This window comes from Thiosocius teredinicola, assembly GCF_002009425.1.
In the GTDB taxonomy this organism is placed as follows: Bacteria; Pseudomonadota; Gammaproteobacteria; order Chromatiales; family Chromatiaceae; genus Thiosocius; species Thiosocius teredinicola.
Window position 1 is genome coordinate 4,671,587 of sequence record NZ_CP019936.1, and the last position, 26,104, is coordinate 4,697,690.

Genomic DNA, 26,104 nt, shown 5'->3' on the forward strand with positions numbered 1-26,104 from the left:
CTAGGCGTCCGGTTCGAAGATCGCCAGCAGGTCGTTGAGAAAATCCAGGCCCAGTCGGGTCGGCCTCAGCACCGCGGGATCAGGGTCCATCAGCCCGCAGCGTCGCGCCTCGCATAACGGTTCAGCAACATCATCGAGTGTTAGACCGGCACGGTCAGCGAGGAATCCCAGCGGTACGCCATCGACGAGTCGCAACGCATTGAGGAAGAACTCGACCCCCAATGAATCTCTTGCGACAAGGCTTTCGCTGAGAACCGCACCGCGCGCGGCTTGCGCCAGGTAGGCGGCCGGCTGGCGCTGTTTGCTGCGGCGCCAAATGCGTCCCGCTCGCTCGGTGCGTTTGCCGTGCGCGCCGGCTCCAATGCCGATGTAGTCTCCGAACCGCCAATAGTTGAGATTGTGACGACACTGGCGATCAGAAGACGCATAGGCGGAGATTTCGTATCGCCGGAAACCGGTCTCGTCGAGGCGCTGCAAACCCGCGTCCATCATGTCGGCAACCTCATCGTCTCCGGGCAATGACGGCGGCTTGTGGTGGAACAGGGTGTTGGGTTCGAGCGTCAGCTGGTACCACGACAGATGCGTCGGCCCCAGATCGATGGCAGTGTTCAGGTCTGACAAGGCTTCATCGGACGTTTGAGCAGGCAGTGCATACATCAAGTCCAGGTTGAGATTGTCGAAACCTGCAGCCCTGGCCATGGCGATCGCCGACCGGGCCTCAGCCGAATTGTGGATGCGGCCCAAGGCACTCAGCTTGGCATCGTCGAAGCTCTGCACGCCGATCGACAGGCGATTCACGCCGGCCGCCCGATACCCGGCAAATCGTCTCGCTTCGGCGGTACCCGGGTTGGCCTCCAGCGTAATCTCGATGTCGGCGGACAGCGCAACCCGCCGGTTAACGCCCTCAAGCAGGCGCCCGATCTGCTGCTCATCAAACAAGCTCGGCGTACCGCCGCCGATGAAGATGCTGTGGATCTCGTTCAACGGCTGCCGCCCGCACTCGATCACGAAGTCGCTCAGCAAGGCGTCGATGTAGGCGGCCTGGTCTATCTCTGTGACGACCGCATGCGAGTTGAAATCACAGTACGGGCATTTGCGCACACACCAAGGGATATGCACATACAGGGATACGGGTATGTCGGCGACAATCAGAGTAGGTGATGCAACGCCGTCGCCGCTCACAGCGCCATTCTCTAAGCAATTGCCTGGAGGTTGGCATAGGCGACCACCAGCCATTTGGCACCGACCTCTTCAAAGACAACCTGCACCCGCGCACCATTACCCTGGCCTTCGGCATTCAGCACCACGCCTTCACCAAACTTGGGATGTTGCACGCGCTGGCCAAGCTGAAATCCGGTCTCTGCCTGGGCCGCCGCCAACGAGCCGGCTGCAGCACTGTAGGGTCGACTCACATTTGGCCGCGCACGCACTTCCTCGATCAGGTCCGACGGAATCTCCCGCAGAAAGCGCGAGGGCAGCGGGTAGCTTTCAGAGCCATGCAGTCGCCGAGACTCGGCATGTGTCAGGTACAGCTGCGACATTGCGCGCGTCATGCCGACGTAGCACAGGCGACGCTCTTCCTCGAGACGTTCCGGGTCTTCGGCCGACATGCTATGCGGAAACAGCCCCTCCTCCATGCCGCCGATAAACACCAACGGAAACTCCAACCCCTTGGCCGAGTGCAGCGTCATCAACTGCACACAGTCCTCATATTCTTCGGCCTGGGTATCGCCGGCCTCGAGCGCCGCGTGGGCCAGAAAGGCATCCATTTCACTGAGCCCCTCGTCTTCGACCTCGTCAACCTCGAACTGACGACAGGCGTTGACCAGTTCCTCAAGGTTCTCGATGCGGTCCTGACCCTTTCCGTCGCGACTTTTCTCGAAGTGCTCCTTAAGGTGCGACGCCTCGATGACGAAAGCGGCGCGCTCGGGCAACGCCTCTTCCGCACTGTTGGCGTCGATCTCTTCGACCAGATCGAGAAAACCGCGCAGGGCGTTTGCCGCACGTGCCGCCATCGCGCCACCGCGCAGCAGGTCACCGGCCGCCTGCCACAGCGAACAACCGAAGTCGCGCGCATGCGCACGTACTGCGTCCAGCGTGCGCGGACCGATGCCACGGGGTGGCTGATTTACCGCACGTTCAAATGACGGATCATCGTGCCGGTTGGAAAGCAGACGCAGATACGCCAAGGCATCTTTGATCTCGGCGCGCTCGAAGAAGCGCAAACCGCCGTAGACGCGATACGGAATCCCGGCCTGGATCAACGACTCTTCGAACAGACGCGATTGCGCGGTGGTGCGATACAGGATTGCCATCTCGGTGCGACGGCTGCCGTGTTCGATGGCGGTTCGAATCCGTTCGACAACGAACCTGGCCTCGTCGACTTCGTTGAACGCGCCGTAGACCCGAATGGGCTCGCCGTCACCGTCTTCGGTCCACAACTGCTTGCCCAGGCGGGTCGGGTTATTGGCGATGACCGCATTGGCGCCGCGCAGGATGTTGCCGGTCGAGCGATAGTTCTGTTCGAGGCGCACCGCCAGCGCATCCGGGTATTGAGTCTGGAAATCCTGGATATTCTCGACGCGCGCACCGCGCCAGCCATAGATCGATTGATCGTCGTCGCCGACCACGAACAGCTTATGTTGCTGGCCAGTCAGCAATCGCAGCCAGGCGTACTGGATGCTGTTGGTGTCCTGAAACTCGTCGACCAGGATCGCCCCGAACCGCTGTCGGTAGTGCTGCAATACGTCCGGCCGGTCGCGCCACAGCTCATGGGCGCGTAACAACAGTTCCGCAAAGTCGACCGTGCCGGCGCGTTGGCAAGCGGCTTCGTACTCGCGGTAGATCGCGATCATCTGCCGCTGGTAGGGATCGCCGCCATGATCGAGATGATCGGCGCGCAACCCTTCGTCCTTCTGCTTGTTGATGAACCACTGCGCCTGGCGCGGCGGCCACTGGCTGTCGTCGAGGTTCATCTCGCGGATGATGCGCTTGATCAATCGGTGTTGGTCATCCGAATCGAGAATCTGAAACCCCTGCGGCAGACCGGCCTCCTGCCAATGCGCGCGCAACAGGCGATGGGCGAGGCCGTGGAAGGTACCGACCCACATGCCACCGACCGGCTGACCCAGCAAGGCCTCGATGCGATGGCGCATCTCACGCGCCGCCTTGTTGGTGAAGGTCACCGCCAGAATGCCCCACGGCGACAACCCCTCGACCTGGATCAGCCAGGCAATGCGGTGAACCAGCACGCGGGTCTTGCCCGAGCCGGCGCCGGCCAGCACCAGTGCATTGCCCATCGGTGCCGTAACGGCTTCGCGCTGGGCATCGTTCAACCCATCGATGATGTGAGATACGTCCATCGGGCGATTTTACCAGCTGGGCAGCGCCACGGTTCACGCTGACTCCGCAGAAAGCGGTCCGCAGCCGTCGCCGCCAGTAAGCGTAGCGTCTTGGCCAAAACGCCAATGGGCGCACAAAGCGCTCTGCATAGGCAGCTATTGCAGTGCCATCGGATAAGGCTTACTTTGGATTCAGCGGAAAGTTGGACTAGGCATGGATACCAACCCGATACACAGCATGAAGATTGTAGCGATCTCGTTAGCCTGCGCGCTTTCGTTTCTGACCGGATGTGACAATCCGGCGAACAACGCCACTCCGGCGAATGATCCTCGCATGCCCGCTTCCTCCGCTGCCATGCTGGATCCGTGCAGCATCATCAGCGGGACGGACGCCGAATCAATCCTTGGTGAACCGGTTCAGCCAGCTCAAACCAGTGAGAACCCCGCCGTCGGTGCGAAATTGTGTATGTACAATCCCGTCAGTGAGGGATCGACGCGATTCCTGCAGATTTCGTTGACACAAGATGCCGCAATGCGGTCCAGCAGTAGCACCGCGACCTCGATCTTCCGGAGCCTCAAGTCCGGTTTCGACGGTTCGAGAACCGACATCGACGGACTTGGCGATGAAGCGTTCATCGCGACCGGCGGACTTCATCTGTTGAAAGACGGTTACTACGTCAACATTGGCGCCGGCAATACGAACTCCGACGCGGTGCGCTCACAACTGCTCGCTGCGGGCGAGTTGGCTGCCCAGAGATTGTGAAAGCCTGGACGATCCTCGGATGTCGAGAAATGTTGAGCGCGCGGCGCCCCCCTTCCTGAAAGCGCACACGAGCACGGTCGCTGTTCGCACTTGTTAGGATCGCCAATCTCGAAGTGTGGTCGAAACATCGACCCCGCCGCTCCGCTTCATTAAGCTTCGCGTGGTTCGCGCATCAGGACGACCGGCTACCGACCAATCCATTCGGATATGGCACTTGCCCTCGTTCTGCGCCCGTGTCGTAACACGACCCATCCATCCCCCATGGAATGAACTGACAACTTTGAAAGGAAACACGATGAACATTCGCTCGATTTTCAAACTCTTCGCGCTTGCCCTCCTGGTCGGTGCATTGGCCGGCTGCTCCAGCGGCGTCAAACGATCAGCCGGGGCCGAGAATGCAGGCGAGACTGCCGGACCCACGGTCGACGCCAGCCAGCAAACGCGAATGAGCGTCTCCGAAATTCAGATTGGCTTTACGGACGAAGCCAAGGAGCAATACAAGGACAACATCAAGTTTGATCCCGACGCTTTGGCGTCGACGATGCGTCGCGCCCTGGCCGCCAACGACTTGATGGAGCCCGAGGCCGGCAACCATTTGCGGGTGACCATATCCGATGTGCGCGTACGCTCCAATTTCTCTGCCGTCATGTTCGGCTTCATGGCAGGCAGCGACCACATTACGGGCAATGTCGAAGTTGTCGAACCGAACGGAACGGCACTCGATCAATTCGAGATCAGCGCTTCCTATGCACTCGGTGGTTTCGCCGGCGGGCAAGACGGCGCTCGGATGAACTGGCTTTACGAAAAGTTTGCCGAGCTTGCGGCGAAAGAATTGCTCGGCGACCCCGAGAAAACAACCACCGCAGGTAACTGACGAGGTACGGGGCTTTCTTCCCCATAGAAGCCAAAGCCTCGACCGCGTGTCGGAATGAGAGCCGCCGTTAATCGGCGGCTTTTTTCATCAGGCAGCACGCAACATCCCTTCGCGCTCGATGAAGGCAATGATTTGCTCCAGCCCCTGCTGGGTCTTCATGTTGGCGAACACCCAGGGCCGGTCGCCGCGCATGCGGTTGGTGTCTGCCTCCATCACCTCCAACGACGCGCCGACATGCGGTGCCAAGTCGATCTTGTTGATCACCAAGAGGTCGGATCGCGTGATACCGGGGCCGCCCTTGCGCGGGATCTTCTCCCCCTCGGCGACGTCGATCACGTAGATGGTCAGATCGGCGAGTTCCGGGCTGAACGTGGCCGACAGATTGTCGCCGCCGCTCTCGATGAACACGACATCCAGGTTCGGAAACTTGTGCTGCAGATCCTCGACGGCGGCGAGGTTCATCGATGCGTCTTCGCGAATCGCTGTGTGCGGGCAGCCGCCCGTCTCGACCCCGACGATGCGCTCGAAAGGAAGAGCCTCGGCACGCATCAGGATCTTGGCGTCTTCCTGGGTGTAGATGTCGTTGGTCACCACGGCGATGTCGTAGCGATCGCGCAGCGCTTTGCACAGCACTTCCAACAATGCCGTCTTGCCGGAGCCGACCGGGCCGCCGACGCCGACACGCAGTGCCGCCTTGCTTGTCGTCATGTCGATACCTCGCTCATCCGGTCGCCGCCGTCAGGAGCGGAACAACCGTGTGTATTGTGTTTCGTGTCGTGCGCTGGCGATTGCCAATGCGGGCGCGGCGCTGCCGATATCGTTATCGTCGAGCTGCATGGCCTTGTCGACTGCCGCGGGAATGTCCGCCGCCAACGCGAGCTGCAGGCGCTGACCCTCGGTCTGGCCCAGCGGCACCAGCTTGATCGCCGCCGCCACTTGGTTCTCCAGCCAACCCCAGGTGTAACCCAGCAGGCAATCCTGCAGTCCGATACCCCAATGCACCGCTGCCACGGCAAACGGTGCCGCCTGACAATGCGCCAACGTTTCGCGCCACCGGGCGACCCGCTCGATACCCAGATCGTTGAGCAGCGTGATCAACGCCCTCGCCCGTTGCTTTTCTTCCATCCGCAGCTCGCGTGACTCGCGGCTGGCGAACAGAAAACGCCCCCACCTTTCGATCTCCGGCAGGTCGTCGGTCTCGACAGCCCGATAAAGACGAATCAGCACCGGCAGTTCACATCCGGCCAATCCGTCGCCGAGCAATCCCGCCAGCCAGTCCGCCGTGGAATCTGCATCGCGTACCCATCCGGCCTCGATCGCCCACTCCAGACCCTGCGAATAGGTGAACGCCCCGATCGGCAGCGTCGGGCTGACCAACTGCATCAGCCTCAGGCGTGCGAGTGGGTCAGTGGGCGTGTCCGTCATGGCCGTGGTCGTGGTGTGCATGTGAGTGGGCATGACCGCCGCCGTATGCCCCGGGTTCGGGTTCGAACGGCGCTTCGACACAGCGCGGCGCCAACCCGAGGCCACGCACCATGTTGTCGAGCACATGATCGTGCAGATAACGCAGCACGCCATCGTCGATCTGCAGCGCGACGTGTCGGTTGCCCAGGTGATAGCAGGCGCGCGCCAAAAGCAGTGAGTCGTCACAGCGAACCTCGGAAACAGGCTCTGCCGCTGCGGCGATGCGCACGATCATGCCGTCGGTGTCGCTGAGCAGGTCGCCGTTGCGCAAGGTCGTGCCACGTTCGAGAAAGATGCCCACGTCTCGCCCGTCATCGAGCATGGCGCGCATGCGGCTGCGCTGCCGCTTGTCGTAGGGCAGGGTCAACGTCGCTGTCGGTTCGCCTTGGGCGATGCGGCAGTTGAGCTCGATCATCGGACGGGTTCAGAACAGAAAATAGCGCTGCGCCATCGGCAACACATCGGCCGGCTCGCAGGTCAACAGCTCACCATCGGCGCGCACCTCGTAGGTCTGTGGATCGACCTCGATCGTTGGCTGCCAATCGTTCAGCAGCATGTCGCTCTTCTGCACGCCACGGCAGTTGCGCACCGTGCCGACCAACGACTCCAGGCCGAGATGACGGTGCACATCGGCTTCGTAGGCCGCCTTCGACAGGAACGTCATCCGCGTGGCATGGCGTGCCCCGCCCAAGGCGCCGAACATCGGCCGATAGTGCACCGGCTGGGGTGTCGGGATCGACGCATTCGGGTCGCCCATCGGCGCCGCGGCGATCATGCCGGCCTTGATGATCAGGCTCGGCTTGGTGCCGAAGAAGGCGGGCTTCCACAACACCAGGTCGGCCAGCTTGCCGAGCTCGACCGAACCGACCTCGTGCGCGATGCCATGCGTGATCGCCGGGTTGATCGTGTACTTGGCGACATAGCGGCGGGCCCGCAGGTTGTCGTGCTTCGCGGTGTCACCGGGCAGGCTGCCGCGCTGCACCTTCATCTTATGCGCGGTCTGCCAGGTGCGAATAACCACCTCGCCGACACGCCCCATGGCCTGCGAATCCGAGGCGATCATCGAGAAGGCGCCCAGATCGTGCAGGATGTCTTCGGCCGCGATCGTTTCGCGGCGGATACGCGACTCGGCGAAGGCAACATCTTCGGCAATCGAGGGAGACAGGTGATGGCAGACCATCAACATGTCGAGGTGTTCGTCGACCGTGTTGACGGTATAGGGCCGCGTGGGATTGGTCGACGACGGCAACACGTTGCTGTAGCCCGCCGCCTTGATGATGTCCGGCGCATGGCCGCCACCCGCACCTTCGGTGTGATAGGTATGGATCGTGCGCCCGGCCATCGCGGCCAGGGTGTCTTCGACAAAGCCCGATTCGTTGAGCGTGTCGGTATGGATCGCGACCTGCACATCGAAGTTCTCGGCAACGGTCAGGCAATTATCGATGGCGGCCGGCGTCGTGCCCCAGTCTTCATGTAGCTTCAGACCAATCGCACCGGCAACGATCTGCTCGGACAACGGGCCAGGACGCGAGGCATTGCCCTTGCCGAGAAAGCCGAGGTTGACCGGAATCGCGTCGGCGGCCTGCAGCATGCGCTGAATGTTCCACGGCCCGGGCGTACAGGTGGTCGCGTTGGTGCCGGTGGCAGGACCGGTGCCGCCACCCAGCATGGTCGTCACGCCCGACATCAGCGCCTCTTCGGCCTGCTGCGGACAGATGAAGTGAATATGTGAATCGATCCCGCCGGCGGTCAGTATTTGACCTTCACCGGCGATCGCCTCGGTGCCCGGCCCGATCACGATATCCACGCCGGGTTGCACGTCCGGATTACCGGCCTTGCCGATGCCGACGATGCGACCGTTCTTGATGCCGACATCCGCCTTCACGATACCCCAGTGGTCGAGAATCAGCGCATTGGTAATCACGACATCGACGGTCTGCGAGGATGGCTGCTGGCTCTGACCCATACCGTCGCGGATAACCTTGCCGCCGCCGAACTTGACCTCGTCGCCGTAGATGGTGCGGTCTTCTTCGACTTCGATGAACAATTCAGTATCGGCAAGACGCACCCGGTCACCGACGGTCGGGCCGTACATCTCTGCATAGGCCTGCCGGCTGATGCTGGCCATTAGCTGTCACCTCGCTCGAGCGGGCCCATCACGTGCCCGCGAAATCCGTACACATGACGATCACCGGCATACTCGACCAGTTCGACTTCGCGGGTCTGTCCCGGCTCGAACCGCACGGCAGTGCCGGCCGGGATATTCAAGCGATAACCACGCGCCTTCTCGCGCTTGAAGTCCAGCGCCTGGTTGGTCTCGAAAAAATGGTAATGCGATCCGACCTGGATCGGCCGGTCACCCGTATTGGCCACCGACACAGTCACGGTCTTGCGGCCGGCATTCAATTCGATCTCGCCATCTGCAGCGATCACTTCACCGGGGATCATTTGCGGCTCTCCTCGTCGGCGTGCACCGACCTCGAACAGGCAATGCGTGAGTTCACACGATCGGATCGTGCACGGTCACCAGCTTGGTACCGTCGGGAAATGTCGCCTCGACCTGCACCTCGGTGACCATTTCGGCGACACCGTCCATCACGTCTTCACGCTTGAGCAGGGTGCGCCCGTGATCCATCAGCTCGGCCACGCTGCGACCGTCGCGCGCACCCTCCATGATGGCTGCGCTGATGTAGGCGACCGCTTCCGGGTAGTTGAGTTTCAGCCCGCGGCCCATGCGCCGTTCGGCCAACAGCGCTGCCGTGAACAACAACAGCTTGTCTTTCTCTCGAGGCGTCAGCTCCATAGCGTCTTAATTCTCGATCTCGTTGTTTAGGTGGCCCAGATACGCGGCAGGTGGGGCATCCGCCCGATCGCTTGTTCGCGTAATGCCTGCCAGATCGCGGTAAACATCCGCCGCGCGCCTTCGGTCGAATTGCCAAGATACCGCACCACAAGGATATCTTCGAGCAACGTGGCACCGGTGTAATCCGGCCCGTCGGTCAACAGCAGATCGCGGCAACGCTCAATACTCTGCTCGTCGGCATTGCTGATGTACAAGGTGGCGCCGACCGCCATGCCGGCCATCAACGACAAACGGGCGCGGTTGTCGGCATCGACACGCAGGCGGTCGATGACCAGCGGCATGCCGTCGCGCTGAATCGTCAGGCGGCTGTCCAAGCGACCGTGTTCAAACAGCTCCTTGATCGCCGGGCGACCCAGGCATTGAATCTCCCAAGCACACAACCGCGCATCGCCGAGCAAATCAATGTCGGTCTGCAAGCGCACATCGGCGCCCGGAAACAGGATATTTTCCTGCGGCAACCACTCCAAGGTCGCCCCCGGCTGCACGTTGATGCGCTGGGTTTGCGAGGCATGACCGGCCGCGCTGCGGTAGAACTTGGTCGCGCCCGGTGTCGTCAACACAGCATGGGCACGGGCGCCGACATCTACCGAGATGTCGAGGGCATCGCCGGCGACGACACCGCCCGGTGGATGCAGCAGGTATACGTGACAGATATCGCCTTCGGGGTAAAACGGCCGCTGCACGGCCAACGGACCGTGGCGCTCCCGGTCAACCAGCACGGTGCGTTCGCCGCGTACTGCAAAGCCGAGCCGAAGGCGGGCCTGCCAGCCTTCGGTACGCGGAAGCGTTGCGACGGATGCCGTCATTTGCAATTGCTCAGCGACGGCGCTTGACCCACGGGATCGCGACCGCCAGCAGGGGAACAAGGGTCAAGACCAGCCACGCATGCTCAACCACATGTTGCGCCACCGGTATATCGGCGACGTGAGCCTGGCTGCTTGCAGCAAGGCTCATCAGACCCATGATCGAAACGAACTTGCGCATGTTTCCCCCCTCGGAAAGATCAGACGGTCAGGTATTGTTGTATCAGCTCTTCATTCAACTCCGGCATATCGCCGGTTGCAACCGCCCGCCCGCGGTCAAGCAGGCAGAAACGGTCCGCCACCTTGCGCGCAAACGGCAGCTTTTGTTCGACCAGCAACACCGTCAGGCCCATCTCCTGGTTGAGACGACGCACGATGTTGCCGATATCCGCGACGATATTGGGCTGGATGCCCTCGGTCGGCTCATCCAGGATCAGCAGCTTGGGATCGGTGACCAGGGCGCGGCCGATCGCAAGCTGCTGTTGCTGTCCACCGGACAGGTCGCCGCCACGCCGGCCCATCATCTCTTTGAGCACCGGAAACAGTTCGAAGATGAAATCCGGGATCTTGCGCAGGCCGTCGCGCCGCGCCGGCAGGCCGATCAACAGGTTCTCCTCGACCGACATCAACGGAAAGATCTGCCGGCCCTGCGGCACATAGCCGATGCCCAGGCCGGCGCGCTGTTCGGCGCTCGCACCGGTCAGATCGTGCCCGAGGTAGTTCATGCCGCCCGACTTGACCGGCAACAGACCCATGATGCACTGGAGCAACGTGGTCTTACCGACCCCGTTGCGCCCCATCAACACGGTGCACTGGCCTTCCGGCACCTCGAGATCGAGATCCCACAGGGTGTGTGACTGGCCGTAGAACTGGTTGAGTTGCTCGATCTTCAACATGACCCGATTCCGACGCGGTAGCGGTTACTCGCCAAGGTAGACCTCCACGACCTTCGGGTCGTTCTGCACCTGGTCCATCGATCCTTCGGCCAGCACGGTGCCCTGGTGCAACACCGTGACCCGCGAGTTCAGTGCACGCACGAAGTCCATATCATGTTCGACGACTACCACCGAATGCTCGCCGGCGAGCGACGTCAGCAGTTCCACTGTGCGGTCCATCTCCTGGTGCGTCATACCCGCGGCGGGTTCGTCGACCAGCAACAACAAGGGGTTCTGCATCAGCAGCATGCCGATCTCCAGCCACTGTTTCTGACCGTGCGACAAGGCACCGGCGAGTCGTTGCGCCTCGGTACTGAGGCCGGTGAGTTCGAGTACTTCGTCGATGTGCTCGCGCTGTTCGGCGTTGAGTTTGGCGCGCAAAGTGCGCCACACACCTTTCGGCCCGGCCATCGACAATTCCAGGTTCTCGAACACCGTGTGGTGTTCAAATACCGTCGGCTTCTGAAACTTGCGACCGATGCCCGCCTGCGCGATCTCCGGCTCACTCATCTGCAGCAGGTTCATGCGCGATCCGAACCAGCAGGCCCCGGTGTCCGGGCGCGTTTTGCCGGTGATGATATCCATCATGGTGGTCTTGCCTGCGCCGTTCGGCCCGATCAGGCAACGCAGCTCACCGGCGTCGACATAGAAATTCAGATTGTTGATCGCCTTGAAGCCGTCGAATGCGACTGACACGTCTTCCATGTACAGCACGGTGCCGTGCGACAGGTCGAGACCGTCGACCGTCTTCGACACCATGAAGTTGAAGACGCGGTCGCGACGAAAAACGCCCTGAACGCCGCTCATGACTCGGCCTCCTTGCGCCGCCACAGTCCGACGATACCGCGCGGCAACAGCAGGGTAACCAGCACGAACAGGCCGCCGAGGGCAAACAACCAGAACTCGGGAAAGGCCGCGGTGAACCAGCTTTTCGCATAGTTCACGCCGACCGCGCCGAGTACGGCACCATACAAGGTGGCGCGCCCGCCCATCGCCACCCAGATCACGACCTCGATCGAGTTCAGCGGGGCGAATTCACCCGGATTGATGATGCCGACCTGCGGCACGTACAGTGCACCGGCGACACCGGCAAGCATCGCCGAGAACGTGAATATGGCGAGCTTGACGTGTTCAACCTTGTAGCCGATGAAGCGCGTGCGATCTTCGGTATCGCGGATCGCCACCGCCACCCGACCGAGACGCGATTTCACTAGGGCGCGACAGGCGATGTAGCCAATGGCCAACGCGACGCCGGACGCAATGAACAAACCGATACGCGTGCTATCGGATTGCAGACTGAAGCCAAGTATGTCCTTGAAGTCGGTCAGGCCGTTATTGCCACCGAAACCCATCTCGTTGCGGAAGAACGCCAGCATCAGGGCGTAGGTCAACGCCTGGGTAATGATGGACAGATAAACGCCGGTCACGCGCGAGCGAAAAGCCAGCCAACCGAACACGAAGGCGAGCAGCCCCGGTGCGAGAAACACCATCAACGCGGCGAACCAGAACTGATCGAAGCCGTGCCAGAACCAGGGCAGTTCCTGCCAGTTCAGAAACACCATGAAGTCGGGCAGCAACGGATTGCCGTAGACACCGCGCTCGCCGATCTGGCGCATCAGGTACATGCCCATGGCGTAACCGCCGAGCGCGAAGAACGCGGCATGGCCGAGGCTCAGAATGCCGAGATAGCCCCACACCAGGTCGACGGCCACAGCGAGCAAGGCATAGGTGAGGTACTTGCCGAGCAGGGTCACCGTGTAGGTCGAGAGATACAGCGGGTTGTCCGTCGGCAGACTGTTGAGGATTGGTACCGCGATCATCACGGCGATCAGGATCAACAGAAAGACCTGCCCACCCCGGTCTCCCTTCAGGCTACGCGTCAACAACATGGCCGTCGCACTCCAGGTCGCCGTACCTGCAAAGGCATCGACACCTCACTGTCAAAGCGCCAATCGACGATCAACTTCACAATCAACCCTCGGCAGCACGGCCTTTCTGCGGGAACAATCCGCGCGGCCGCTTCTGAATGAACAAAATGATGAACACGAGCACCAGGATCTTGGCCAGCACCGCACCCGCCCAGGGCTCCATGATCTTGTTGGCGATCCCGAGGCTGAGGCCGCCGACCAATGTGCCCCACAGGTTGCCGACACCGCCGAACACCACGACCATGAAGCTGTCGACGATGTACGACTGCCCCAGGTTCGGTCCGACGTTGGTCAGCTGCGACAGGGCCACGCCTGCGATGCCGGCGATACCCGAACCGAGACCGAAGGTCATCGCATCGACCCGCGACGAGCGCACGCCCATCGCGCGCGCCATGGCCCGGTTCTGCGACACCGCGCGCACCTGCAGACCCAGCCGGGTGTACTTGAGCACCATGAACAGGCCGGCGAATACCAGCAGGCAGAAGATGAAGATGTATAGGCGGTTGTAGGTCAGCGACAGCACGCTGTTGATCTGCCAGAAGCCGCTGAGAAAATCCGGGTTCGACACCGGCACGTTCTGCGGCGAGATCACGGTACGCACCAGCTGCTGCAGGATCAGGCTGATACCGAACGTCGCAAGCAGTGTCTCCAGCGGGCGACCGTACAAGAAACGGATCACGCCGCGCTCGATCGCCACGCCCACTGCACCCGATACAAGGAAGGCGGCAGGTATCGACAGCAGGATCGACAGGCCGATCATGTCGGGCATCGCCTGCTGGATCAGATAGGTGGTGTAGGCGCCGAGCATGATCAGCTCGCCGTGCGCCATGTTGATCACGCCCATGACGCCGAATGTGATCGCCAGGCCGATCGCGGCCAATACCAGTACCGAACCGGCGCTCAGGCCGAAGAAGAAGGTCTCGACATGACCATAGAACGCGACACGGTCTTCGATCTTCTTCATCGCAGCAGCGGCCGCAGCGCGCACCGACTCGTCCGGATCGTCAGCCGCCAGGCGGGTCAGCTGGTTACGCACGCCCTGCTCCAGGCTGCCCGATACGCCTTCGATTGCAGCGCGCCGTACTTCCGGGTCGGGGTTGCTCAACCGCGCCAACTCCATCGCATCCTGCATCACGGCACGTACCGCCTTGTCCTCTTCGGTTTGCAGCAGCCGCTCGAACAGTGCAGCGTGTTCCGGCTCGCTGTTCGACAACATCTCTTTGACTGCGCGCAGGCGCATCTCAGGGTCCGCATTCGACAGACCGATCTCGGCCAGCAGGCTGCGGATATGTCCGCGCATGGCATTGTTGATCGTGAAACGCTTGAATTTGCGTTTGCTGGTCTTACCGTAGCTTTCGCCGGTAAGCGCATCGATGGCGACCGTCTCCCCGCCTTCGCGCGCCATGACGACCAGGCGGTTGTTTTGTTTCAGGTAGCGCAATTCGCCGTCGAGCAAACCGCGCAATAATTCAGTGGCTTTTTCGTGACCGGATTGGGCAATCGCGACCACACCTTCGTCTTTCACGCCGAAGTTGCGATCCAGGATCTGTTCGAAGGCAGCGTCCAGCGTTGCGTCGCCCGTCTGAATCTCGGCCGCATGCGAGGGAGACAGCAGACACAACAGGAGTGCGGCAAGGACGAATCGCAGCATGGTTCCGGCTTCGTTTTATCGTTATCGGAGGGGTGGCGCCGATGTACGGGGCATCGGCGCCACAGCTTTGCACAGCTAACTCAGATCACTCGTAGTTCTGACCCGAGCACTTCGCCGTCTTGACGTTGTAGTTGCCGCAGGAAAGCGGCGCACGCCAATCGGAGATCAGGTCTTTCGAACCTTCGAGGAAGTCGGACCAGGCATCGCCGACCACCAGACCGGGGGTACGCGAAACGATCTGGAACTGACCGTCGTCGAGGATCTCGCCGATCAGCACCGGCTTGGTGATGTGATGGTTGGGCATCATTGCCGAGGTACCGCCCGACAGGTTCGGTACGGCCACACCGATGATGGCGTCGGCAACGGCGTCCGGATCGGTCGTGCCGGCCTTCTCAACCGCTTTTACCCACATGTTGAAGCCGATGTAGTGCGCTTCCATCGGGTCGTTGGTGACGCGGTCTTCGTTCTTGATGAACTTGTGCCAGGCTTCGATGAAGCTGTCGTTGTTCTCGTCTTCGACACTCATGAAGTAGTTCCACGCGGCCAGGTGACCGACCAGTGGCTTGGTGTCGATGCCGGAGAGTTCCTCTTCGCCGACCGAGAAGGCCACGACCGGAATATCTTCGGCCGAGATGCCCTGGTTACCCAGTTCCTTGTAGAACGGCACGTTCGCATCGCCGTTGATGGTCGAGACGACCGCGGTCTTCTTGCCGGCCGAACCGAACTTCTTGATCTCGGCAACGATCGACTGCCAATCGGAATGACCGAACGGCGTGTAGTTGATCATGATGTCGGCAGACGCGACGCCCTTGCCCTTGAGGTAGGCCTCGAGGATCTTGTTGGTGGTGCGCGGGTACACATAGTCGGTACCGGCCAAAACCCAGCGCTCGACGCCTTGTTCCATCAGGTAATCGACGGCAGGGATCGCCTGCTGGTTCGGCGCGGCACCGGTGTAGAACACGTTCTTGGACGACTCTTCGCCCTCGTATTGCACCGGGTAGAACAACAGGCTGTTGAGTTCTTCGAACACCGGCAGCACCGACTTGCGCGACACCGAGGTCCAGCACCCGAACGTGGCGGCAACCTTCTCTTTCTCGATCAGCTCGCGCGCCTTTTCAGCAAACAGTGGCCAGTTGGAAGCCGGGTCTACAACCACCGCTTCAAGTTTTTTACCGAGCACACCGCCCTTTTTGTTCTGCTCCTCGATCAGCATCAGCATGGTGTCTTTCAGCGTCGTCTCGGAGATCGCCATGGTGCCCGACAACGAGTGCAGGACACCGACCTTGATGGTGTCGGCAGCGCTGACCGCGCCGGCAACACTCATCGCCGTGACGGCCGATACGGCCAATGACATTCGGCGGAGTTGCGTAACAAAGCTCATTCTTGAATTTCTCCCCTTTCGGATTTAGCGAAACTGTCGCCAGCCGGCACCCAGCGAATAGTCACCGGCTCGGCACGGCCGGTCGGGTTGTGAATCCGGCCAGGACGACAGATGCCCGGTGACTGCAGTAGCTATGCCAATTCCATAAGGACTTGTTTCAACGCAAGAAAATCGAAAACCGAGCACGCTCCGACAAAGCGAACGCACCATCGTTGCCCGTCCGCACAAAAGTGGCGCACCATACTGGTGCCTCAAGACCATGCATGCATCAGGGGGAATGGCGCGATCTTAGCGACCGGATGTTTGCCGACGTTGGGCGCGTAAATAACTGAATTCAGTACGCTGCCGTGTTCTACACGCGGCATGTTCAGCGTCGCTGAATGCGACGCCCTGTTACGGTGCAGCAAATCGCAATGCTGCGAACACGCAAATCAACGCCTGGGCACCACAAAGGAGCGGAGAAAAGCGGGAGGGTCAGACGCAATCCCTAGAAACACAACACCCCCTGAACGGGGGTGCTGCAGTACTCGTAGCTGAAAAGGGTCGCGCCGGATTAACGGAACTCGGCAACCACGCCGTCGTCGTCGCCGGACTCGGTCGGTTCGAGCGACAGGCCGCTGCCCCAATCGGTGCTGGTGACCTTCTTACCGGCGTTGGATGTCTTGATCTGGATCTTCACGTTGCTCGACGAGTCGGCGAAGTCATACGCGACCTCTTCGGTGATCCGGCCTTCGTGATACAGGCTGACCAAGTGCTGGTCGAACGACTGCATCTTGTACTGACCACCGCGCTCGATGGCGTCCTTGATACCGCCGATTTCCAACTTGCTGATCAGATCGGCGATATAGCCGGTGTTGATCATGACCTCGACCACGGCCACCTTGCCGCCGTCTTTGGCCGGCACCAGGCGCTGACAGACGATCGCCCGCAGGTTCTGTGCGATACGCTTGGCCTGGGCTTCGAGACCGTCTTTCGGGTAGAAACCGAGGATACGCTCCATGGTCGTCATCGCGTTGTTGGCGTGCAGGGTCGACAGTGCGAGGTGACCGGTGTTGGCGAATTTCAGCGCGAATTCCATCGTATCGTGGTCGCGGATCTCACCCATTAGAATGACGTCGGGCGATTCGCGCAGCGCCGCCTTCATGCCGGTGCCGAAATCCAGCGTATCGACGCCGATCTCGCGCTGCGCGACGATCGATTTCTTATGCTCGTGCACGTATTCGATCGGATCTTCCAACGTCAGGATGTGCCCACCGGCACTGCTGTTGCGGTGATCGATCATGGCTGCCAGCGTGGTCGACTTACCCGAGCCGGTCGCACCGACCAGCAGGATCAAGCCGTTGCGCGCCATGACCATATCTTTGAGCACCGGCGGCACACCCAGCGTGTCGACCGTCGGTACATCGGTGTTGATGTGACGCAACACCAGCGCCGCCTCGCCGCGTTGGCGGAAGGCATTGCCACGAAAACGGCCGATGCCTTTGTACGACAGTGAGAAATCGACCTCGCCGTGCTCTTCGAAATGCTTCAACTTCTCGTCGGTCAGGATCTCGCGTACCGCCCGTTCGGCGTCGCCTACATCCAACGGCTCACCGAGTTGTGCAAAGCCTTTGGGTGTCTTCATCGAGATCTTTGCGCCGGTGTAGAAAAACACGTCGGCCGCGTTGTTCTGCACCATGATCTGAAGAATTCGGGGGACGTCGATATGCGCCATAACTGCGAACGCTCCTATAGCATCACGCGTAGAAAGAAGCCGGTCCTGTCACCCTTTGTGCGCCGCAACCATGTCGGATCGCATCGCAGACAAGCCGGGGTCAATGGCTTTTGTATCGGTGGATGGGACGAAAACTTGCCCCTCATTCGTCCATTATGTGAACCAAACGACTTAAGCGGCCACGTTCGCCGGCGGCTGGGCGCAGCTTTCACACGGCCTGCAGACGCTTCTTGATACGGTGCAAGCGTATGGTCATCGCGTTGCGACTCACACCGTACTCATCGGCGATCTCAGCCGTGGATCGGCCTTCGGCCAGTTGCATCAACAGCGGCTCGCGTTCGTCGTCACTGAGCCGGCCGAGGAGTTGATCGAGGTAGATCCGCTGATCCGGCGCCGCATCGTGCCCCAGATCATTGGCATGGTCGTCGATGTCGACCAGATCGAGCCGCTTACGCTCGAACAACCGCGCGTATTCGCGTTTCAGAATGGTGATCAGCCAGGCTTTGCCGGCGGCGAACTGTTGTAGCGAGTCGGCTGCACGCCAGGCGCGTATCCAGGTCTCCTGCACCAGGTCGCGTGCCAGATCGGGGTCACCGCACAGCATCCAGGCAACGCGGTTGAGCACATCATTGTGCGCCGCGTACAGGCTGTCGAAACAGTTTTTCGGGGTTTGTTCGGCGAGGCTTTGCTGCATGGCACTCATGCCTGGTCTCCTTTCTTATTGCGCGGAATTAGAGTAAGTGAGTAGTTACTTTTTGAGTTCCTGATGCGGTCTCTGTCGGCCAGCAGGATGCCGGCGTCGGTCAGGCGAGAAACGGCGACCTCGGGCGTCGCGAGGTAACGCATGACGTGGTCGGCCAGGGCCCGCTGCCGGTCTTCGCCGGTGTGCGACGCGAGCGCGTACATGAACCGGGCGGCGTGGATGTTCTGATCGAGTTGCGGCGTCGGCTTGATCGGGGTGCCGTTATCCGCGGCAGACAGCAGCCCGCCTGGGGCGTGGCGAAACTCGCGATCGATGATGTCGGCGGCCAGTACCGCCTGTTTCAACCACACGGACTGACCGCTCACCTCGTACACGGCGAGCATCGCGCGGCCCATGTAGAGGTTGTCCGACAGGTAAGGCCCGGCTTTATCGTCTGCGCCGTGGCTGAAACCGCCGTCGGCGCGACGCCGATTACGCAGTACCCACTCCAGCGCCCGCGTCGCCAGGCGCAGGTGCTTGTCCTGGCCTGTCACCTGGTAGAGCGTGACCAGACCTTCGATCGCCTTGCCGTTGGCGTCGGCGTACTGGCTCTTGTCGATGCGCGGCAGGCCACGCGCCAAACGCTGGTCACGCGGCAGCTCGAAGTAATCGTGCGCCTTGCTCCCCTGCTCCAGATCGGCATCCTGGCTGGTGAACAAGCCGCCGTTGTCGGCCCGCATGAAGTCGTTGAGCCAGTTCGCGACCATCTCGGCTGCAAGGCGATAGCGCGGATCGCCGAACTGGTGGTACGCGAGGCTGTAGGCACGCAAGTAGGCGGCCTGCGTCGCCATGATCTTTTCGTAGTGCGGATGTGCCCAGTCGCCGTGGGTCGAGTACTGGTAGGCGCCGCCGAACTCGGCGTCGATCAGCTGCAGGGCGGCATCGAGGTGGCGGCGCGCACGCTGCGCGGCATCCGCGTCGCCATTGGCCGCCAGATGCAGATCCCATTCGATCGAATCCGCATCGAGAAACTTCTGCATCAGGCGCAGACCGCCGGATGCGGGATCATCGGCATCCAGGTGGCGCTGTTGCAGGGCGTCGCGCAGCGCCGGGGACAACGCCGCGGAAACGGCGCTGGTTTGTGCAGCGCGGGTCGGCTTGTGCTGCTCGCTGCGGTCGATCGACGCCGTGCGCCGTAGCAGACCGGCCATCTCATCCGGCGCGATATAGCCGGCGCGCTTCACCAGCTCGCGGCCGTCGGGGGTCAGGACGATAGTCGCCGGCCAGCCGTAGTCGCGATACCGTTCAGCCAGGTCCGGGCGCGCATCGTGGTCGGCCTGGACGGCGACATAGTGTTCGCTGAGCGCCTCGAGAACGCCCGCGTCCCGGTACGTCGTCGACTCCATGACGTGGCACCAATGGCACCATACGGCGACCAGATCGAGCAAAATCAGCTTGTCTTGTTTCTCGGCCTGATCGAATGCGGCTGGCCCGTAGGGCTGCCAGTCGGCTGCCGTCACCGCCCCGGTCGGCTGCGACAGCAGCAGTAGCAGTGTCAGTTCTCGCAAAGCGCGCATCCCTTTCTCCTCCAGATGTCTTACCTGGAGATACGCAGGGGTATCGAAAACGGATGCACTTCGACGCAACTTTTTTGCGCCGGCTGTCGATCAGCTCAACGGTTGATGACCGGGCAGCCGATTCGGCCGCGCAGGGCACTCGCTGCCTTGCAACACCTTTCGAGGCTATTTATCTGCGTCCATGTCGGCGGCGACCACTCGCCTGCGCAAACCGGCAAAAGGGTTGGTTTTACTGAAAAAAGGACTCGACCCGCACCAAGCGCAGGATCGATGGCGCTCGAGGCGACTCGGCCGTGAGCCTAGATGCTGACCGGCGCGGCATACAAAACCGGCCCTGTCGGCACACCGGTCGGCGATCCGCCGGCCGGTTCAAGACTGACCGCCAGGGCCTTGGTGTCACGCCAGGTGGCATTGGCCGGCAACGACCGCTGGATCTCGTTGCCGCTCAGCACACCCAAGGAGATCGGCGCCACGCCCTCGCCACGCACCAGCCACAGCTCATGCGCCTTGCCGGCAGCCGGCGCGGCCGCCGCCACCCGACTGACCGCCACCTCGCGCGCCCGCCAATCGCACACCACCATCCATTGCGGCTGATCCTGCGTATCACGCAATACCACGTCATAGACCGGCAAGGCTTCGGGGCCTTGCACCGGGCCTTGGGTCAGCACCGGCACCAAGACCGCAAGCAAGGCCAGCAGCGCGGCCGCCGTGGTCATCCGCCACAGCATCAGCGACTGCCACCATGGTGTCTTCAATGGTGCCTGCACAGCATCGTCGACCGCCCCCGGGGCAATCACGCGTTCGATCTCAATCCACACACGTTGTGGCGGCTGCACGACGCTCGTCGTATCGTTCAGCCCGACCAGGCGTGCCTCCCACAGGTTCACCAGGTCGCGCAACGCAGGGTCGTGGTCCATCTGTTTTTCGAACGCTCGCCGTTGCTCGCCGTCGAGCGTACCGAGCACGAACTCTGCGGCCCGCATATCCCGTTCTTCGGCACTCATATCAACCACGGTAGTCGCCCTCCCCGTCCAGGCAGGCTTTCAGTACCTTCAGGCCGCGCCGAATCCAGCTTTTGATCGTGCCGACGGGCGAACCGAGCCGTTGGCTCAACTCGTCGTGCGTATAGCCCTCGCAGTACGCCAACACCAAACAAGCACGCCTGGGGCCTTCCAACTCATCAAGACAGGTATTCAGGCGCGCGTTGTCCACCGCCCTGCCCGCCAGTTCGGCCACATCCGGCTCGTTGGCGGCGCGTTCTTCGAGGCCCTCTTCGGCGTCGACCTGCACCGCAGTCTTCGCCCGCCGCAACAGGTCGATGGCGCGATAACGGGCAATGCTCAACAACCACGTCATCACCGCACCCTTGCCCACGTGATACTCGGTGGCCTTGTGCCAAACCTTGATGAAAACGTCTTGCAAGGCATCCTCCGCCATCTCTTCGTTCTTCAAGATACGCAGGAGCACGGCAAACAGTTTCGCCGACGTCGCCTGATAGAGATCGGCGAATGCAATACGGTCTCCCATCGCGCAGCGCGCGACGAGATATTCAAGCGTCGAACCAGCCTGGGTCTCGGTCATTTTGGATTGTTGTGGATTACGCCAAAGGGTTCAGCCTAGCGCTGCGGTTTCGATGCAACAACTCGGCGGTCGACAGAAGGTGCACACCATCGAGAACGGCTGCCCGCGCCGCCCAGCACCCTGAGACCGGAAAAACTGAAACGATCTTTCTGCAAACCGGCGAATTTCGGTACCAACAGCGATGAAACCTTTCTTAATGTCGTCGTGTCCGACTTTTATACTGCAGTGCAATAAAACGAAGGTCCGCTACCGGCATCGCCGACCGACCCCGGTCCTGCCGCTTTCTTCGTGCCACCGCAAACCCGTGTCGGATAAGCCTAGGAATTCTCATCGATGTTCGCCCGTTTAGCCCTTGTCGTTGTCTTGCTCGCCATCATTTTCGGCGGCATCTTCGGCTGGAAATACCACACCGCCCAACAGATGGCCGCCGCCCAGGCGGGCGGACCGCCGCCGGCGGCCATCGCCGCGACGACCGTAAAACAGGAAAATTGGCGACCGTACATCCAGGTGGTGGGCAGCCTGTCGGCCGTCGCCGGCATTGAAGTCTCCAGCGAGGTCGGCGGGCTGGTCAGTGCGATCCACTTCAACTCGGGCGAACACGTCACTCAAGGCAAACTGCTGCTCGAACTCGATGACGAGACCGACCAGGCCGCATTGAAAGGACTGGAGGCCGAGCGCCGCCTTGCCCTGCTCAAGTACCAGCGTGCGGCCCAATTGATCAAAGACAAATCGGTGTCGAAGTCGGACTTCGACGAAGCGCGCGCAACACTCGACAACACCAGCGCACAGGTTGAGTCGCAGCGCGCACTGCTCGAGAAAAAGCAGATTCGTGCACCGTTCGACGGCCGCCTGGGGATTCGCCGCGTGGACCTCGGCGAGTACCTGACACCGGGCGCCGCCATCGTGCCGCTTGAACAACTCGACCCGATCTATGCCGACTTCACGCTGCCGGAGCGCGAGCTCTCGCGCATCACAGAGGGCCAGACCATCGCGGTCCAGGTGCAGGCCTACCCGGACCGGCGCTTCGAGGGGCACATTATCGCGATCGATCCCGGCATCCAGGTCGGCAGCCGCAGCTTCCGCGTCAGGGCGCAGCTCGAAAACGCTGACTCATCGCTGCGACCCGGCATGTTCGCCGACGTTCGCGTCATGATGCCGACCGAAGACAGCGTGATCACGATACCCGGCGAGGCCATCAGTTACGCGCCGTACGGCGATTCGGTATTCCTCATCGAGGAGAAGGACGGCAAAAAAATGGTCTCGCGGCGCCAGATCCAGACCGGCAATACACGCAACGGCAGGGTAGAGGTCGTCTCCGGATTGCAGGTCGGTGACGAGATCGTCAGCGCCGGCCACAACAAGCTGCGCAACGGTCAGCCGGTCTTGGTCGACGACAAGCCGGCACCTTCCGAGCGGGCACCCGGCGCATGAAGTTCACCGATCTCTATATCAAGCGTCCGGTGCTGGCCAGCGTTGTCAGCCTGCTGATCCTGGTGGTCGGCCTGCGGGCGATCACCTCGCTCGAGGTCCGCCAGTATCCGGAAACCCAGAACACCGTGGTAACGGTCACGACCAGCTACCCCGGGGCGGGCGGCGAGTTGGTCAAAGGTTTCATTACCACGCCGCTGCAACAGGCGATCGCCGAGGCGCAGGGCATCGACTACCTGTCGTCGACCAGCCGCCAGGGCACCTCGGTGATCGAGGCGCACATGCAGCTCAACTATCCGCCGGAGGCGGCGGTCGCCGAGATCCAGGCGAAGGTCGCCAGCCAGCGCAACGTACTGCCGGCCGAGGCACAGGACCCGGTCATCACCTCGCAGACCGGCGATGCCACCGCGTTGATGTATCTGGCGTTCTACAGCGAATCGATGGCGCCGTCGCAGATCAACGACTATCTGCTGCGCGTGGTGCAACCCAAGCTGCAGGCGATCCCCGGCGTCGCCAAGGCCAACCTGATCGGCAACAAGAGCTTCGCGATGCGCGTCTGGCTCGACCCGCGACGCATGGCGTCACTCGGCGTGACCGCGAAGGACGTGGCCGACGTGCTGCGCGCCAACAACTACCTGTCGGGCATCGGCCAGGCGCGCGGCGAATACACGGTGATCGACCTGTCGGCCACGACCGACGTCGCCAACGTCGAAGACTTCCGCCGCCTGGTGGTACGCGACACCGGCGGCACGCTGGTGCGCCTCGGCGACGTCGCACGCCTCGATTTGGGCGCCGAAGACTATGAAACCTCGACCTGGTACAAGGGCCAGCCGGCGATCTTCGTCGGTGTCGAGCAGGCACCGGGGGCCAACCCGCTGACGGTCGCCAAGAAGGTCCACGTGGCGATCGAGCAGATCCGCAGCCAATTGCCGACCGGTCTCGAAGTTCACATCCCGTACGACGCCAGCGCCTTCATCCAGGAGTCGATCGACGAGGTGTTCACCACGCTGGTCGAAGCGGTGCTGATCGTGCTGGTCGTGATCTTCCTGTCGCTGGGTTCGATGCGTGCTGCCGTGGTGCCCGGCGTCGCCGTGCCGCTATCGCTGATCGGCGCTGCGTTTCTGATGCTGATGGCCGGCTTTTCGATCAACCTGCTGACACTGCTCGCCATGGTGCTGGCGATCGGTCTGGTGGTCGACGATGCGATCGTCGTGGTCGAGAACGTTCACCGCCACATCGAGATGGGCAAGTCGCGCTTCCGGGCGGCGATCGACGGTGCACGCGAGCTCGGCCTGCCGATCATCGCGATGACCACGACGCTGGTCGCGGTGTATGCGCCGATCGGCTTCATGGGCGGGTTGGTCGGCACCTTGTTCACCGAGTTCGCGTTCTCGCTGGCCGGCGCCGTGCTGATCTCGGGCATCGTCGCGCTGACGCTGTCACCGATGTTGTCATCCAAGGTGCTGCAACCGGCCGGCAAGGCAGGGCGCTTCGAACACGCGGTCGAGCGCTTTTTCACCGGGCTGGCCAACTTCTACCTGCGTCGCCTGCGCGGTGCGCTGAACTACCTGCCGGCAACGTTGCTGTTCGCCGCGGTCGTACTTGGCAGTATCTATTTCATGTTTGCCACGACCCAGTCCGAACTGGCGCCGACCGAAGATCAGAGCATCCTGTTCTTCCAGGCGACGGCGCCGCAGACCGCTTCACTGCCATATAACGAGGCGTATACGCGCGAGATCGTCGAAACGTTCGAATCGGTGCCCGAGTATCACGAGAGCTTCATCCTGGTGGGCTTCGGCGGCGACGACAACGTCGTGTTCGGTGGCTTCAAGATGGAACCGCCTTCGCAGCGCGAACGTTCGCAGATGGATGTCCAGCCCGAGCTGCAGGGCAAACTTGCCGGCATTGCCGGTTTTCAGACCGCGATGTTCCCGCGGCCGAGCCTGCCGGGTAACCGTGGTCTGCCATTCCAGTTCGTGATCCAGAGCGACGCCGATTTCCGCGAGCTCGATCAGATCGCCGATCAGCTGATCGGGCAGGGCATGGCGAGCGGTCAGTTCCAGTTCCTGCAGAAATCGATCGAGTTCTCGCGGCCCAAGGCGGTCGTCGCGATCGACCGCGACCGCGCCGGCGACCTCGGCATCTCGATGGCCGACATCGGTCAGAACCTGGCGACGCTGCTCGGCGGCAACTACGTCAACCGCTTCAGCCTCGAGGGTCGAAGCTACAAGGTTATTCCACAAAGCGAAAAGACATTTCGCCTGACACCCGAGATGCTCGGTGATTTCTACCTGCGCTCGGCGAGCGGCGAGCAGGTGCCGCTATCGTCGTTGGTGCGCATAGAGCGGGCGGTCGAGCCGAGCAAGCGCACGCAGTTCCAACAGCTCAATGCGATCACCGTGCAGGGCCTGCCGGCGCCCGGCGTATCTGAAGGCGACGCGATGGCGGCGATGGAAAAGATCGCCGGCGAGGTGTTCCCACAGGGCTATAGCTTCGACTACACCGGCCAGACGCGGCAGTTCGCCCAACAAGGCAGCGCCTTGATCGCGACCTTCTTCATGTCGCTGTTGGTGATCTACCTGGTGTTGGCGGCGCAGTTCGAGAGCTGGCGCGACCCGCTGATCATCCTGGTGTCGGTGCCGATGTCGATCGCCGGCGCGATGGCATTCCTGACACTCGGCTTCGCGACGATGAACATCTATACCCAGGTGGGCCTGATCACGCTGATCGGCCTGATCGCGAAGAACGGGATCCTGATCGTCGAGTTCGCCAACCAGTTGCAGATCGAAGAGGGGCTGGGCAAGCGCGAGGCGATTGAAAAGGCCTCGGCTATTCGCCTGCGACCGATCCTGATGACGACCATCGCCATGCTGGTTGCGATGGTGCCGCTATTGACGGCCAGTGGCCCGGGCGCAGTCAGTCGCTTCGATATCGGCCTGGTGATCACCACCGGCCTGGGTATCGGCACACTGTTCACGCTGTTCGTCGTGCCGGCCGTGTACATGCTGCTCGCGCGCGACCACCAGAAAGACCTCGAAGCCGCAGAGCAGGGCGGGGAGACTGAAGATGGCGCCGCGTCGCCACGCGACGAGGGCAAACCGCTGACCTCGTCGACCTGA

General features: G+C 61.8%; 24 protein-coding genes. 4 read left to right on the plus strand and 20 right to left on the minus strand.

Annotated elements, in window-relative coordinates; all coding sequences use genetic code 11:
* Both hemW and uvrD read right to left on the minus strand, forming a co-directional pair.
* On the minus strand, positions 1-1,182 hold the full coding sequence (hemW, locus tag B1781_RS22100; protein WP_334223823.1) for a radical SAM family heme chaperone HemW: 1,182 nt from the start codon (positions 1,180-1,182) through the stop codon (positions 1-3).
* 11 nt (positions 1,183-1,193) lie between these two features.
* Positions 1,194-3,362, minus strand: a complete 2,169-nt coding sequence (gene uvrD / locus B1781_RS22105; RefSeq protein ID WP_078121756.1) for a DNA helicase II — start codon at positions 3,360-3,362, stop codon at positions 1,194-1,196.
* A 193-nt stretch (positions 3,363-3,555) separates the two neighbouring features.
* Between uvrD and B1781_RS22110 the strand changes: the two genes are divergently transcribed.
* Both B1781_RS22110 and B1781_RS22115 read left to right on the plus strand, forming a co-directional pair.
* On the plus strand, positions 3,556-4,104 hold the full coding sequence (locus B1781_RS22110; RefSeq protein ID WP_078121757.1) for a hypothetical protein: 549 nt from the start codon (positions 3,556-3,558) through the stop codon (positions 4,102-4,104).
* Positions 4,105-4,399: 295 nt separating this feature from the next.
* Positions 4,400-4,978: a DUF4410 domain-containing protein gene (locus B1781_RS22115; protein ID WP_078121758.1), complete on the plus strand. Its 579-nt coding sequence runs from the start codon at positions 4,400-4,402 to the stop codon at positions 4,976-4,978.
* 87 nt (positions 4,979-5,065) lie between these two features.
* On the opposite strand, the gene ureG is transcribed toward B1781_RS22115, so the two are convergent.
* From ureG to B1781_RS22200, 18 genes are all read right to left on the minus strand, one after another.
* Positions 5,066-5,686, minus strand: coding sequence for an urease accessory protein UreG (gene ureG, locus B1781_RS22120; RefSeq protein WP_078121759.1), 621 nt, complete (start codon positions 5,684-5,686; stop codon positions 5,066-5,068).
* 30 nt (positions 5,687-5,716) lie between these two features.
* Positions 5,717-6,436: an urease accessory protein UreF gene (locus B1781_RS22125; RefSeq protein WP_334223824.1), complete on the minus strand. Its 720-nt coding sequence runs from the start codon at positions 6,434-6,436 to the stop codon at positions 5,717-5,719.
* Positions 6,384-6,857, minus strand: coding sequence for an urease accessory protein UreE (gene ureE / locus B1781_RS22130; RefSeq protein WP_078121761.1), 474 nt, complete (start codon positions 6,855-6,857; stop codon positions 6,384-6,386). The genes B1781_RS22125 and ureE overlap by 53 nt, the downstream gene beginning before the upstream one ends.
* Before the next feature lie 9 nt (positions 6,858-6,866).
* A complete protein-coding gene (gene ureC, locus B1781_RS22135) occupies positions 6,867-8,570 on the minus strand; it encodes an urease subunit alpha (RefSeq protein ID WP_078121762.1) in 1,704 nt (567 codons plus the stop codon).
* On the minus strand, positions 8,570-8,890 hold the full coding sequence (locus tag B1781_RS22140; protein ID WP_078121763.1) for an urease subunit beta: 321 nt from the start codon (positions 8,888-8,890) through the stop codon (positions 8,570-8,572). Before B1781_RS22140 ends, ureC begins: the two co-directional genes overlap by 1 nt.
* A gap of 52 nt (positions 8,891-8,942) precedes the next feature.
* Complete coding sequence (gene ureA, locus B1781_RS22145; protein WP_078121764.1) at positions 8,943-9,245, minus strand: urease subunit gamma; 303 nt, start codon at positions 9,243-9,245, stop codon at positions 8,943-8,945.
* Positions 9,246-9,271: 26 nt separating this feature from the next.
* Positions 9,272-10,111 (minus strand): urease accessory protein UreD, encoded by an 840-nt coding sequence (locus B1781_RS22150; RefSeq protein ID WP_078121765.1) that lies wholly within the window; start codon positions 10,109-10,111, stop codon positions 9,272-9,274.
* Between the two features lie 10 nt (positions 10,112-10,121).
* A complete protein-coding gene (locus tag B1781_RS23295; protein ID WP_164513510.1) occupies positions 10,122-10,289 on the minus strand; it encodes a hypothetical protein in 168 nt (55 codons plus the stop codon).
* Positions 10,290-10,308: 19 nt separating this feature from the next.
* On the minus strand, positions 10,309-11,004 hold the full coding sequence (urtE, locus tag B1781_RS22155; protein WP_078121766.1) for an urea ABC transporter ATP-binding subunit UrtE: 696 nt from the start codon (positions 11,002-11,004) through the stop codon (positions 10,309-10,311).
* Positions 11,005-11,028: 24 nt separating this feature from the next.
* Entirely contained in the window at positions 11,029-11,850 is an 822-nt protein-coding gene (gene urtD, locus B1781_RS22160) for an urea ABC transporter ATP-binding protein UrtD (RefSeq protein WP_078121767.1), read from the minus strand.
* Positions 11,847-12,932, minus strand: coding sequence for an urea ABC transporter permease subunit UrtC (urtC, locus tag B1781_RS22165; RefSeq protein ID WP_078121768.1), 1,086 nt, complete (start codon positions 12,930-12,932; stop codon positions 11,847-11,849). The genes urtD and urtC overlap by 4 nt, the downstream gene beginning before the upstream one ends.
* Before the next feature lie 82 nt (positions 12,933-13,014).
* The gene (urtB, locus tag B1781_RS22170) at positions 13,015-14,622 is read right to left on the minus strand and encodes an urea ABC transporter permease subunit UrtB (protein ID WP_078121769.1); all 1,608 of its coding nucleotides are present in this window, start codon (positions 14,620-14,622) and stop codon (positions 13,015-13,017) included.
* Between the two features lie 85 nt (positions 14,623-14,707).
* On the minus strand, positions 14,708-15,976 hold the full coding sequence (gene urtA / locus B1781_RS22175) for an urea ABC transporter substrate-binding protein (protein WP_078121770.1): 1,269 nt from the start codon (positions 15,974-15,976) through the stop codon (positions 14,708-14,710).
* 580 nt (positions 15,977-16,556) lie between these two features.
* Entirely contained in the window at positions 16,557-17,717 is a 1,161-nt protein-coding gene (locus B1781_RS22180) for a PilT/PilU family type 4a pilus ATPase (RefSeq protein WP_078121771.1), read from the minus strand.
* Between the two features lie 208 nt (positions 17,718-17,925).
* Complete coding sequence (locus B1781_RS22185; RefSeq protein ID WP_078121772.1) at positions 17,926-18,420, minus strand: sigma-70 family RNA polymerase sigma factor; 495 nt, start codon at positions 18,418-18,420, stop codon at positions 17,926-17,928.
* The gene (locus tag B1781_RS22190) at positions 18,417-19,976 is read right to left on the minus strand and encodes a DUF255 domain-containing protein (protein ID WP_078121773.1); all 1,560 of its coding nucleotides are present in this window, start codon (positions 19,974-19,976) and stop codon (positions 18,417-18,419) included. Before B1781_RS22190 ends, B1781_RS22185 begins: the two co-directional genes overlap by 4 nt.
* A gap of 299 nt (positions 19,977-20,275) precedes the next feature.
* Positions 20,276-20,980 (minus strand): anti-sigma factor, encoded by a 705-nt coding sequence (locus B1781_RS22195; RefSeq protein ID WP_078121774.1) that lies wholly within the window; start codon positions 20,978-20,980, stop codon positions 20,276-20,278.
* 1 nt (position 20,981) lies between these two features.
* Complete coding sequence (locus B1781_RS22200) at positions 20,982-21,557, minus strand: sigma-70 family RNA polymerase sigma factor (protein ID WP_078121775.1); 576 nt, start codon at positions 21,555-21,557, stop codon at positions 20,982-20,984.
* A 333-nt stretch (positions 21,558-21,890) separates the two neighbouring features.
* Between B1781_RS22200 and B1781_RS22205 the strand changes: the two genes are divergently transcribed.
* On the plus strand, positions 21,891-22,988 hold the full coding sequence (locus B1781_RS22205) for an efflux RND transporter periplasmic adaptor subunit (protein ID WP_078121776.1): 1,098 nt from the start codon (positions 21,891-21,893) through the stop codon (positions 22,986-22,988).
* Positions 22,985-26,104, plus strand: coding sequence for an efflux RND transporter permease subunit (locus B1781_RS22210; RefSeq protein ID WP_078121777.1), 3,120 nt, complete (start codon positions 22,985-22,987; stop codon positions 26,102-26,104). Before B1781_RS22205 ends, B1781_RS22210 begins: the two co-directional genes overlap by 4 nt.